We start from the raw sequence: 12,259 nt of genomic DNA on the forward strand, positions 1-12,259 counted from the left end.
CAGAGAGCAAATAGAAGGGCGCGCGCGCGAGGCTCCCACCGTTCGATTTCACAACCGCCGGCGTCCGGCTAGAATACCGACGGATCACTCTTGATCCATCCCCCATTGCCACAGACCAAAGCGGCACTCTCCATAAGAGGGTGACGCTGTTGCTCGTGGGACAACGGCCCATTTGCGCAGGTTGCCGGGGTTCGATTCACAGGAAGGTATTCCATGATTCCAGCGTGTTGTCGGGCTGTCGTTCTCTGTCTGTTGTTGGCTCCAACGTCCGTGCTGTTTGCACAGGAACAAGCTATTTCCCTGGTCGGACGGGTGGCGGTGGCCAGTCGACCCTGGCTGAAGGAGGAGGACCGGCAATGGCTGGCAAACAGAGGGCCTCTCACGGTGGGCGTGGCATTGCCCGACTATCCGCCGCTGGGCATGCTCGACATCAATCGGTTCCAGGGTATTACCGCTGACTATCTGTCCTTGCTGTTCGAGACGCCCCCCGTGGTGCGTCAGTTTCCTTCCCGGCAGGTGGCCTTGACTGCCCTGCGCAATGGTGAGATCGACCTGCTCGGCGGCGGCACCGAAGTAGAGGCCAGCGAAAACGGTCTGCGGCTGACCCATGCCTATGAACCTGATCAGCCGGTGCTGGTCACGGCCGAAAGTCGCCCATTCGATCCACAGACACACGGCACGACGCTGGCCGTGGCTGCCGGCTACCTTTCCCAGAAGCAGCTCTTGAGCGCCTATCCCAACAGTCGGCTGTTGATCTTCGCTTCGCCGCAGCGTGCGCTCGAGGCGTTGAGCCTCGGAGAGGTCGACGGGGTGATCGATGACGCGATATCCGCCCATTACCTGATCAACATCAATTACCTGTTGAACCTGCATATCGAGAATTTCGCCCCGGTAGAAAGCCATGGGTTCGGCTTCCTCGTACGGGCTTCCGATGCGCGATTGCAGGAATTGATCGAGCGGGCCCTGCTGCCGATTCGGGCACGTTACGGCGAAAAAATCCTGCGTGGCTGGAGCGCGGGGCGTAACCTGCGCCTGACTCAGCAGCGGGTGACGCTGACGCCTGCCGAGAACCGTTGGCTGGCCGCGCACCCGGAAATCCCGGTGACTGTCAATGATTCTCTTGGTGCCTTGGGGCAACTGGACCGCAATGGGCGGGTGCGGGGTATCGGTCCTGACTATCTCGAGTTGATCAGCCAGCGCAGCGGCCTGAAGTTCCGCCTTATCCATGTGCAGAACTACGCCGAGATGAAAACGCAGATGGGCAACGGCAAGGCCATCATGACCGCCGCCGTTGCGCCCGGCCCGGACGCCGAGGCGGATATGGAGATCCTCCTGCCGTACCTGAGGAGCTCGGTCGTGCTGATGACTCTGCGCGGTCCCCGGCATGACGCTATCCATGGCTTGCAAGACCTGCGGGGCAAACGCCTGGCCAGTGTATCGGGCTATTTCATCAATCAGATCATCCAGCAGGACTATCCGGATATCCGGCTACAGATCTACCCCAACTTCCGGGAGGCCATGCGCAGTGTCGACGATGGGCGCAGCGACGCTTTCGTCGGTGGCGACTACACCGGTCGCTTCCTGTCCGCCCAGGGTTTCAACAACCGCTTGCGGGTGAGCGACATTCTTGACGAGTACGCCCGGCCAGTCAGCCTCGGGGTGCTGAAAGGCCAGGAAGAATTGCGCAGCATCCTGGAGAAGGCTCAGGTCGCCATCGCCCCGGAAGAGGTGGCGGATATCGTGGAGCGATGGGAGCCACGGTTCGCTGCCACCGGCAGCCACTTCTGGCGTGACCATCGCAGCAATATCCTGCGGCTCGGCGGTGTCTTCGGCTTGCTGGTCCTGTTGTCGCTGATCTGGGGGTTCTACCTGACCCGGCAGGTGCGCAAGACCCGCCAGGCCGAGGGCGAGCTGGCGCTGGCGCGGGAGAAGGCCGAAGCGGCCAACGAAGCCAAGAGCATCTTTTTGTCCACCATGAGCCATGAGATCCGTACGCCGCTGAACGCCATCATCGGCCTGCAGGAAGTGGTGCAGCAAAAGGCCGAACGGGGCGAGCTGGACCTGGCGTCGCTGGCCGTCGCGCAGGAGGCGGCACAGGGGCTGCTGCTATTGCTCGGTAATGTGCTCGACCTGAACCGGATCGAGTCGGGGATGATCGACTCGGCGCCCGAAGCGGTGCTGATCAAGGCCCAGATCGAAGCGATCGCGCCCCTGGTGGTCGGCATGGCGCGACAGAAGCAACTGGCGTTCGAGATGCGCTTCACCGGCGACATGGAACAATGGGTGCTGATCGATCCGCTGCATTTGAAACAGGTGCTGTTCAACCTGCTGAGCAATGCCATCAAGTTCACCGAGCGCGGCCGGGTGATGCTGCATGCCTCGGGCAGCCGGGAGGCAGAACATCTGCACCTGTTGCTGGAGGTCATCGACAGCGGTATCGGCATCTCGGAGCAGGATCAGGCCAGATTGTTCCAGCCATTCTCCCAGGTCAGTTCGGCTCAGGCCGGGCAAACCTTTGGCAGTGGGCTGGGGCTGAATATCACCCGGCGGCTGGTCGAACTCATGGGCGGCACTATCGTCCTGAGCAGCGAACCGGATATAGGCTCCTGCTTCAGCGTGACCCTGCAACTGCCCCTGGCCGAGGCGCCTGCCGAAGCGGCGGCAGAAGTAGCGCAGGCGAGCATGGAGCCGCTTTCGCTGAATATCCTCGTTGCGGAGGACAATGCGTTCAGCCGGCTGACGCTGGAAGAGCAATTGCTGGTCCTGGGGCATCGCGTGACGCTGGTCGAGGATGGGCAGGCGGCGTGGGAAGCCTGGCTGGCCGCCGAGTACGATGTGTTGATCACCGACAGCCAGATGCCACGCCTGGGCGGCTATGACTTGACCGTGCGCATCCGCCAGATAGAGCGCGAGAAGGGTCGCCGGCGCTGCTGGATCCTGGGGGCGACCGCCAGTGCCGAGGACGCGGAAATCCAGCGCTGCCTGGCCGCCGGGATGGATGAGGTGGTGTTCAAGCCCCTGACCCAGCAGGCGCTGAGGCAGGCCCTGGAGAATACTCAACGAGCCTCTGCGCGGGCTTGAGCGCGACGAACCGGTCACCAGGACAGTATTCCGAGCATTCCATCCCGGACGATGGCGGCGTTGACTGAGCGGGCCGGACGCACTCAGCGCCGGCTTTCCCAGCATCGCACTGGCCTGCATGGCCCGCCTGAATATCTCCCCGCTTCACCTTGATATGCCGTTGCGCCGTTCACCCAGGGCGGCCATGGCAAGATAAATCCTAGAGAAATTTAAGATTCGGCTGATTTACGTCTGACCTGGGCTCCACTCACTCTTTAGCGCATTCGAGCCGCGTTCCGCACACCACCCTGCCTACAGTCCCCCAACCACGCGTGGCATTCCTCTCACAGAGAGCAGCCGTGGACAGCGAAGCCGCTCCCCTGAACCTTCCTGCCGGATGACGGACACGTCCGCACCCACCGCAGGCCGCTGACCAAGCCCTTTTAAACATTCCTTCCATCGGAGATGACCATGACCATTCTCTATCGCGACATGAATCAAGCCCAGCTCGACGCGGCGTATAACAACACCGAGGCAGTGCCGGATTTCCCCGGTATCTACGCAGACTTGCAGGCGCGTAGCGCCAGTTTCTACGCCTCTGTGGCCGGCCGGCTCGATCTGCCTTACGGCACCGGTTCCAGGCAGCGTTATGACTGGTTGCCCTGTGGCAAAGCCGGCGCCCCGACGTTCATCTTCATCCATGGCGGGTATTGGCAGAATTGCAGCAAGGAAGATTTCGCCTTCATCGCCGCCGGCCCCCTGGCTGCAGGGTTCAACGTCGTCCTGGCCGAATATACGCTCGCGCCGCAAGCCTCGATGACACAGATCGTCAGCGAGATTGGCAGCCTGCTCGAGCATCTCCAGGCCGACGTTGATCACCTGGGTATTGCGGGGCACAAGGTGGTCCTGAGCGGGCACTCGGCTGGCGGCCACCTGGCGATCCAGTTCCGTTCGCACCCATGGGTGACCGATGTCCTGGCGATCAGCGCGCTAGTCGATCTGGAACCCATAAGCCTGTCGTGGCTCAACCAGAAACTGAGTCTCTCGGAAGCGGAGATCAACACCTATAGCCCGCTGCACCATATCGACAAGGGCGCCCATACATGGGTGGCGGTAGGTGCCGACGAACTGTCGGAACTGGTCCGCCAGTCTGATGAATACGCCCAGCAAGCGTTGGCCCGAGGAGAGTCTGTGCAGCTGATTCACGTGCCGGGCTGCACGCACTTTTCAGTACTGGACGAAATGGCAAAACCGCAGGGAGTCTTGCTTCAGGCTTTGTCATCCGCCAGCTGATCGTGGATCGGAACTGAGCAAGCCTGTGTCGAGCCGCCAGTTGCTGGCGGCTCGCTTGAGCAGGACGTTGGGGTGCGATTTACATCGACAGGATCAGGCGCCCGGCGAACAGAATCAGAATCACTCCCATGGTTCGCTCGAACCAGTGGCCCATGCGCATGAACAGCAAGCGCACCCTCGGGCTGGAAAAGAACAGCGCGACGATCACGAACCACAGCGCGTTCACACAACACATCCATACACCGTAGAGCGCCTGCACCTTGAGGGGCGTGGTGGCGCTGATCACCGTGGTGAAAATCGCCAGGAAGAACAGCGTGGCCTTGGGGTTGGTGGCGTTGGTCAGGAAACCGGTCATGAAGGCCTTGGGCAAGGTCTGCCGCTGCACCTGATCGTTGTTCGTGTCGCTGCCCTCGATCGATGTCTTGGGTTTGCTGCGCAACAGGCTGACCCCGAGATAAAGAATGTAGGCGCCGCCCACCACCTTGGCCACATTCAGCAGCCATGGCGTGGTGTGCATCAGTGCTCCGACCCCCAGCAGGGTATACAGCACATGCACGGAAATTCCCGCGCCGATGCCGATGGCCGTGCACAGCCCGACCACCCGGCCAAAGCGCACGCTCTGGCGGATGGTCACGGCAAAGTCAGGCCCGGGAGCCACCACGGCGAGAAAGTGGATGGTCGCCAGGGCCAGGAATTCGCCTAGATAGTTGGAAAGCATTTCAACTCCAGAAGGTCAGGGGGGACGAGCTGCCGCGATAGCCGACAAAAAAGGAAAGGCTCAGGCGCGGGTTGGCCACCCCCGGGGTGACTGCGTGCATGCGCCTTGAGTTGAACATGATGAAATCCCCGGGCTCCGGACGGATCTCCAGCGAGGGTGTGCCGAGCAGGGCGGGATCGATGCCGTAGCTGTCGCCGCGCATGTCGTCGAACTGGTCCGGGGAAATATCGTGATTCCACATCTGCAGGGCGCCACCCGCATCGGGCATGTTCAGGTAGAGGTTGCAGGCGAACTGCGCCTCCAGGCTGTGGGCCTGGAAGCTGTCGGGGGCGTCCTTGGCGAAAATGTCGTGATGGGCGAGGAAGCACACGCCGGGTTTCACCACCCGCGACAGGCCAACGTACATCTTGCGCCCGTACAGGTTTTCCAGGTGAGCGCCGGCCGGCCAGGACTCGTCGAGCATGCAGCGCAGGGTGTCGACGGGAGACGCATAGGGCGCGCAACGCGTGCGCAGTTCGGCGATGTTGGCGGTGGCGCGTTCGAAATAGTCTTCGATCAGCAGCGGCTGGTTTTCCGCCTCATAAAACGCCATGCCGATCCGCCCGATGCTGGGGGCGTTGATGTAGCCCTCGAAGCCGGGAGCGAGAATCTTGTCACCCAGCTGGATCGCCTGGGTGTGCGGCAGGAAATTCTTGATGCGCAGGGCGAGCACTTGTTCCTGGGCCAGTTTCTTTATGCACGTCTCATCGAGACGCTCGACGTCAAGCATCATCTGCAGATCCCTCTATCCGATAATCGTCGAACCCGCGCACGCGGGTTTCCCCTGTGTCAGGCGATGCGTCGCGTGATGTGCAAGGCGACACCGCCGATGAATCAGTCCACGTGGTAGTGAACCGAAAGCATTCCTTTTTTCTGCGAGAGGGAGGCGATAGTGACGTTGCCCAATTCCTTCAGGCGCTTCACGTGGGTCCCCCCGCAGCCATAGGCGGGAAGCTCGCCGAAACCGATTTCCCGCGAGCCTTCACGCAGCGAGACCAGGCGCGGCAGGTCGGCGGCAATCCAGTGATCGATGCCACTCTGCAGGCTGTCGACGTCGAGTTCCTGCGGGCTGTCCCCGGGCTTGAAGGACACGCGGCCCTCGCCAGGCCAGTGATGGGCCTTGACCGGGACCCAGCCGCGGGTTTCGCCGAAATGACCGATCAGGTGCCCGGCCGAGTGCATGCGGGTATTGAACTGGCGGCGCTGTTCATCGACCTGGACCTGGACCATGCCCGGTTGCACCGGCTGGCTGACGTAATGAATGATTCGCTCGGGTTCCTGGACCACGCGCAACACCTGGCTTTCGCCGATCCAGCCGGTGTCGCAGGGTTGGCCGCCGCCTTGGGGATGAAAGATCGTGGCACGCAGGATCACCGCGAATTCGTTGTCCTGCGGGGTGCATTCGAGCACTTCAACGTTGGCCTTGAGTTCATCATTATGAAAAAAGAGGCGAAGCGTCATATTCCGTGCCCTTATTAAAATACCTTTTTTAATTATATGGCGCGGCGGAATTGCGTGATAATCCGTTCAAACCTCAAAGGACTGTTGTGCTGTGAGCATAAATCTTCCCCTTCCGCTGCTGGGCGAAATGGCGATTTTCGTCAAGGTCGTCGAGGTCGGCAGCTTCTCCGAAGCCGCCCGCCAGCTGGGCTCGTCACCGTCGGCGGTGAGCCGCAGCATTTCCCGTCTGGAGAAGGCGCTGGCGACTCGCTTGCTGCAACGCACCACGCGCAAGTTGCGCTTGAGCGAAGGGGGCGAGGAGGTGTTCAAGCGCTGCAGCGAGATGGTCAGCGCCGCCAAGTCGGTGATGGAAATCAGCGGTCAGTTCACCCACGAGGCCGAAGGGCTGGTGCGGGTCAGCGTGCCCAAGGCCGTGGGGCGTTTTGTCGTGCATCCGTACATGCCCGAGTTTCTGCGGCGTTACCCCAAGGTCGATGTCGAGCTGTTATTGGAAGATCGCAACATTGATCTGATCGACGACAACGTGGACCTGGCCATCCGCATCACCGATCGGCCGCCGGCGGGGCTGGTCGGGCGCCAGTTGCTGACCATCGATCATATGCTGTGCGCCACGCCGCAGTACCTGGCCGAGCACGGGACGCCCAGCCATCCCCACGATTTGCTCAACCACAGTTGCATTTACCTGGGTGAAACCCCCAGCGATGCGCGCTGGAAGTTCAAGAAGGGCAGCAAGTCGGTGACGGTTGGTGTGCGTGGGCGTTATGCGGCCAATCACACCGGGGTACGGCTGGGGGCGGTGCTGGAGCATATCGGCATCGGCAGCTTGCCGTACTTCACCGCGCGGCATGCCCTGGAGCAGGGCTTGCTGGTGCAGGTTCTACCGGACTGGACGTTTCTCGCTTCCTACCATGGCGGTGCCTGGCTGTTGCATTCGCCAACCCGCTACCTGCCGCCGAAGCTGCGGGTATTCATCGATTATCTGGTGGAGTGCCTGGCCAAGGAGCCGACCTTGAGCCGGCAGGGCAAGCAGGAGGCGAAAGGCTACGAACAACCCGAAGGCGATGGAGCGGGTTGAGCCAGCCGCTCATGGGTAGAAAAAAGGCCCGCCGGTTCAACCGTGCGGGCCTTTGTAGCATCCGGGCCGGACTCAGTGCTTGCTGTCCTGGGCGGAGAGCGCCAGCAGTTGCTTTTCCTGGTTCCAGTCGAACGGTTCATCATTCTGCTCGGCCTCGTAGCGACGCTCTTCGAGCGCCTGGTACAGGTCGATTTCCTCGTCGGGCATGTAGTGCAGGCAATCCCCAGCGAAGAACCACAGCAGGTCGCGCGGTACCAGATGGGCGACCTGTGGATAACGCTGCATCACCTGGCACAGCAGATCCTGGCCCAGGTACTGGCTTTCGATCGGGTCGATCGGCAGCGAGGCGCGCAGTTCGTCGAAGCGTTCCAGGAACAAGGCATGGCTTTCTTCGGGAACCTGCTCGGCTTCACCCACCGCGACCAGGATACTGCGCAAATGGTCGAGCAGGACGAGATGATCGGCGACGACGTTGGACATGACATGAGTCCTCAACAGCAAAACGGGCGCGGGAGTATATAGCTCCCGCGCCCGGTTTCATAATCCGCCTGACGGTCCTGCGCCTTAGCGGGTTTTCCCTTCGCTCAGGGTCAGCTCTTCCTTGGCGAAGTCATCGACATCGATGACTTTGCGGCGGGCGGCTTCAGCCTCGCGCAGGGTCTGGGCTTCCACCGGCTGCAACACGCCGGCCTCCAGCGCGGCGTCGATGGCATGTTCGCCGGCCACCGGCTTGACCTGGCCACTTTTCAGCGCCTCGTGCAGTTTTTTCTGCAGCGGGTGACTGGCGCTCAACAAGTCGAAGGCGTGTTGCAGGGCGCCGACCGGGTCCTCTGCCGATTGTGGGCGGTAGCAGCCGGCCAGCAGCTCTTCCAGGGTCGGGTCGCCCTTGGCCCGGCCGATGATCGCGGCGACCTCGGCGTCCAGTTCATCGGACGGACCTTTGTGACGGCGGCCGAACGGGAATACCACCACCCGCAGCAGGCAACCCAGCACTCGGTTCGGGAAGTTCTCGAGCAGTTCGTCCAGGGCTCGTTCCGACTGGCCGAGGCTTTCTTCCATGGCCCAGGTGAACAGCGGCCGCAGATGCTCCGGCGAATCCAGGTCGTGGTAGCGCTTGAGTGCGGCGGAGGCGAGGTACATGTGGCTGAGCACATCGCCGAGGCGTGCCGACAGGCGTTCGCGACGCTTCAACTCGCCGCCCAGCAACATCATGCTCAGGTCGGCCAGCATGGCGAAGGCCGCGGCCTGGCGGTTGAGGGCGCGGAAATAACCCTGGCTGAGCTTGTCCCCCGGCGCCTGTTCGAAGTGCCCCAGGCCCAGGTTCAGCACCAGGGTGCTGGCCGCGTTGCCCACGGCAAAACCGATGTGCTTGAGCAGCAGGCCGTCGAATTCGACCAGCGCCTGATCGTGGTCTTCGCGACCGGCCAGGGCCATTTCCTTGAGCACGAACGGATGGCAGCGAATGGCGCCCTGGCCGAAGATCATCAGGTTGCGCGAGAGGATGTTGGCGCCTTCCACAGTGATGAAGATCGGCGCGCCTTGCCAGCTGCGGCCCAGGTAGTTGTTCGGGCCCATGATGATGGCCTTGCCGCCGTGCACGTCCATGGCGTGGCCGATGCACTCGCGGCCGCGCTCGGTCAGGTGGTACTTGAGAATCGCCGACAGCACCGAAGGCTTTTCCCCCAGGTCGACCGCATTGGCCGTGAGCATGCGCGCGCTGTCCATCAGCCAGGCGTTGCCGCCGATGCGGGCCAGGGCTTCCTGGATGCCTTCGAAGGCATTGAGCGGGACGTTGAACTGCTCACGTACCTGGGCATATTGGCCGGTCACCAGGCTGGTGAACTTGGCCGCGCCGGTGCCGACGGCCGGCAGGGAAATGGAGCGGCCGACCGACAGGCAGTTCATCAGCATCATCCAGCCCTTGCCGAGCATTTCCTGGCCGCCGATAAGGAAGTCCAGGGGAATGAACACGTCCTTGCCGGAGTTCGGGCCGTTCATGAAGGCAGCGCCGAGCGGCAGGTGGCGGCGGCCGATTTCCACGCCGGGGGTGTCGGTCGGAATCAGCGCCAGGCTGATCCCCAGGTCTTCATCGTCACCCAGCAGATGGTCCGGGTCGTAGGCCTTGAAGGCCAGGCCGAGGAGGGTGGCGACCGGGCCCAGGGTGATGTAGCGCTTTTCCCAGTTCAGGCGCAGGCCGATGGTTTCCTCGCCTTGCCACTGGCCTTTGCAGATCACCCCGGTATCGGGCATGGCGCCGGCGTCGGAACCGGCCAGCGGGCCGGTGAGGGCGAAACAGGGGATATCGTCGCCACGGGCCAGCCGCGGCAGGTAGTGGTTACGCTGTTCGTCGGTGCCGTAATGCAGCAGCAGCTCGGCCGGGCCGAGGGAGTTGGGGACCATCACGGTGGACGCCAGGTCGCCGCTACGGGTCGCCAGTTTCATCGCCACCTGGGAGTGGGCATAGGCGGAGAAGCCCTTGCCACCGAACTCCTTGGGGATGATCAGGGCAAAGAAGCCGTGTTGCTTGATGTGCTCCCAGGCGGCGGGCGGCAGGTCCATGGACTGGCCGATCTGCCAGTCGCTGACCATGGCGCACAGCTCTTCGGTGGGGCCGTCGATGAAGGCCTGTTCCTCTTCGCTCAACTGCGCTTTCGGGTAGGCCAACAGCTTGTCCCAGTCCGGACGGCCGCTGAACAGTTCGCCGTCCCACCAGACCGTGCCGGCATCGATGGCGTCGCGTTCGGTTTGCGACATCGGCGGCAGGACTTTCTGGAACCAGCTGAACAGCGGGGCGCTGAAGTACTTGCGGCGCAGGTCGGGCAGTAGCAAGGGCGCCGCCACCGCGGCCAGCAGTACCCAGAAGATCAGCAGCAGCCAGCCCGGTGCACGGCTGAAGGCGCCCATGGCCAGCAGGTAGACGGCCACCACGCCCAGGGCGGGCAGGGGCGCAATGCGGCGGTGGGCCAGGTAGGCAATACCGACCAGCAGAACCAGTATCCACAACAACAGCATATTTAATCCTCCGTGAAACCAGGGGCAAAATCACCCACAGAGCTTAGTCGGCATCCGACAAAAGGGGTGACAGGGCAGTGCGCTTGCAGCGGTAAGAAGAAGCGGACGCAGACGTCAGGCATCGGGTCAGCAGCGTGTCGATCTTGTCAGGCTCGAAGCGGCAGCCTCTGATATTTGGCCGAAACGTCGTTATCGCTGGGATGAGGCCGTCGCTAGACTCGGGACTTCACTCGGAGATCATCCCCATGCACGAGTACCTGAGTCCCAGCCGCTTCATCGATAGTGACCACCCCGCGGTGGTGGAGTTCGCGGAAACTCATCGTGGCGCCAGCAGCGATCCGCTGGAGCAGGCGGTAAGCCTCTATTACGCGGTGCGCGAGGCCGTGCGCTACAACCCCTACACCTTCAGTCGCGACCCCGAGACCCTGCGGGGCAGCCATGCCCTGGCTGCGGGCGAAAGTTACTGCGTGCCCAAGGCCACCCTGCTTGCTGGCTGCGCGCGGCATTGCGGGATCGCCGCGCGGATCGGCCTGGCGGACGTGCGCAATCACCTGTCGACCCCGCGTTTGCTGGAATTGCTGCGCAGTGACGTGTTTGCCATGCACGGCTATACCGAGCTGTACCTGCAAGGACGCTGGGTCAAGGCCACGCCGGCGTTCAACCGGAAACTCTGCGAGATGTACGATGTGGCGCCCCTGGAGTTCGATGGCCGCCACGACAGCGTATTCCACCCCTTCAACCGCCAGGGCGAGCAGATGATGGAATACGTGCTGGACCACGGACAATTCGCCGACGTCCCCGAGACCTTCTTCTTCAAACACCTGGAAAAGTGTTATCCGCATCTGTTCGCCGAGCAGATGCCGTTGCGGCTGGGCGACATGCAGAGTGATTTGAGTCAGGTCTGATCCGGCGTAGACTGCCTCGGCATTCATCACTGAGGAGCGGTCATGCTGAAGATCTGGGGTCGGAAAAACTCGTCGAATGTCAGGAAAGCATTGTGGTGCGCCGAAGAGCTCGGGCTGACCTACGAAGCGGTGGATGCCGGTGGTGCCTTCGGTGTGGTGGATACCCCGGAATATCGGGCGATGAATCCCAATGGTCGGATTCCGCTGATCGAAGACGATGGTTTCGTGTTGTGGGAGTCCAACACCATCGTGCGTTATCTCGCCGCGCGCCATGCCGCCGGTACGGCCTGGTACCCGAGCGATGTACAGGCGCGGGCCTCGGCCGAGAAGTGGATGGACTGGACCACCTCGACTTTCGCCGAACCCTTCCGGCACCTGTTCTGGGGTGTGCTGCGCACGCCGGCACAGCAGCAGGACTGGGACAAGATCAATGCCGCGCTGAACAGCTGCGGCGAACTGCTGGCCGTGGTCGACCAGGCCCTGGCCGAACATCCCTACCTGTCCGGCGAGGAAATCGGCATCGGCGATATCCCTCTGGGCAGCTTCATTTATGCCTGGTTCGAAATGCCCATCGAGCGCCCGCAATTGTCTAATCTGCAAGCCTGGTACGCCCGCCTGCAACAGCGTCCGGCCTACCGCAAGGCGGTGATGACCGCGTTGACTTAATACTGACTATCAATACGGGTGACTGTACTT

10 protein-coding genes are annotated in these 12,259 nt (G+C 62.3%); 5 read left to right on the forward strand and 5 right to left on the reverse strand.

The features are described 5' to 3' along the window. The first annotated feature begins 390 nt into the window (after window positions 1–390). Together BM019_RS09390 and BM019_RS09395 are read left to right on the forward strand one after the other, a co-directional pair. Window positions 391–3,081 carry an ATP-binding protein gene (locus tag BM019_RS09390; RefSeq protein WP_239691062.1) on the forward strand — a complete coding sequence of 897 codons (2,691 nt, stop codon included), beginning with the start codon at window positions 391–393 and terminating at the stop codon, window positions 3,079–3,081. Window positions 3,082–3,531: 450 nt separating this feature from the next. Beyond that, a complete protein-coding gene (locus BM019_RS09395) occupies window positions 3,532–4,353 on the forward strand; it encodes an alpha/beta hydrolase (RefSeq protein WP_092418110.1) in 822 nt (273 codons plus the stop codon). A 79-nt stretch (window positions 4,354–4,432) separates the two neighbouring features. On the opposite strand, the gene BM019_RS09400 is transcribed toward BM019_RS09395, so the two are convergent. From BM019_RS09400 to BM019_RS09410, 3 genes are all read right to left on the reverse strand, one after another. Further along, window positions 4,433–5,071 carry a LysE family translocator gene (locus tag BM019_RS09400; RefSeq protein WP_009042830.1) on the reverse strand — a complete coding sequence of 213 codons (639 nt, stop codon included), beginning with the start codon at window positions 5,069–5,071 and terminating at the stop codon, window positions 4,433–4,435. A gap of 1 nt (window position 5,072) precedes the next feature. Beyond that, window positions 5,073–5,843 (reverse strand): 2OG-Fe(II) oxygenase, encoded by a 771-nt coding sequence (locus tag BM019_RS09405; protein WP_062823195.1) that lies wholly within the window; start codon window positions 5,841–5,843, stop codon window positions 5,073–5,075. Between the two features lie 101 nt (window positions 5,844–5,944). Continuing rightward, the gene (locus BM019_RS09410) at window positions 5,945–6,571 is read right to left on the reverse strand and encodes an alanyl-tRNA editing protein (protein ID WP_007931638.1); all 627 of its coding nucleotides are present in this window, start codon (window positions 6,569–6,571) and stop codon (window positions 5,945–5,947) included. 91 nt (window positions 6,572–6,662) lie between these two features. Here BM019_RS09410 and BM019_RS09415 point away from each other — a divergent pair, with 91 nt between their 5' ends. Next, window positions 6,663–7,646 carry a LysR family transcriptional regulator gene (locus BM019_RS09415; RefSeq protein ID WP_009042832.1) on the forward strand — a complete coding sequence of 328 codons (984 nt, stop codon included), beginning with the start codon at window positions 6,663–6,665 and terminating at the stop codon, window positions 7,644–7,646. Between the two features lie 72 nt (window positions 7,647–7,718). Here BM019_RS09415 and BM019_RS09420 read toward each other — a convergent pair whose 3' ends face one another. Both BM019_RS09420 and BM019_RS09425 read right to left on the reverse strand, forming a co-directional pair. Then, a complete protein-coding gene (locus tag BM019_RS09420; protein ID WP_007931642.1) occupies window positions 7,719–8,126 on the reverse strand; it encodes a PA2817 family protein in 408 nt (135 codons plus the stop codon). An 84-nt stretch (window positions 8,127–8,210) separates the two neighbouring features. Beyond that, window positions 8,211–10,658: an acyl-CoA dehydrogenase gene (locus BM019_RS09425; protein WP_092418111.1), complete on the reverse strand. Its 2,448-nt coding sequence runs from the start codon at window positions 10,656–10,658 to the stop codon at window positions 8,211–8,213. 245 nt (window positions 10,659–10,903) lie between these two features. On the opposite strand from BM019_RS09425, the gene BM019_RS09430 reads away from it, so the two are divergent. Beyond that, window positions 10,904–11,563, forward strand: a complete 660-nt coding sequence (locus BM019_RS09430) for a transglutaminase-like domain-containing protein (RefSeq protein ID WP_092418112.1) — start codon at window positions 10,904–10,906, stop codon at window positions 11,561–11,563. Between the two features lie 42 nt (window positions 11,564–11,605). Continuing rightward, window positions 11,606–12,229, forward strand: a complete 624-nt coding sequence (locus tag BM019_RS09435; RefSeq protein WP_009042835.1) for a glutathione S-transferase family protein — start codon at window positions 11,606–11,608, stop codon at window positions 12,227–12,229. The last annotated feature ends 30 nt before the right edge of the window (window positions 12,230–12,259 follow it).

The sequence above is a fragment of the Pseudomonas sp. NFPP07 genome (assembly GCF_900115645.1).
GTDB lineage: Bacteria > Pseudomonadota > Gammaproteobacteria > Pseudomonadales > Pseudomonadaceae > Aquipseudomonas > Aquipseudomonas chlororaphis.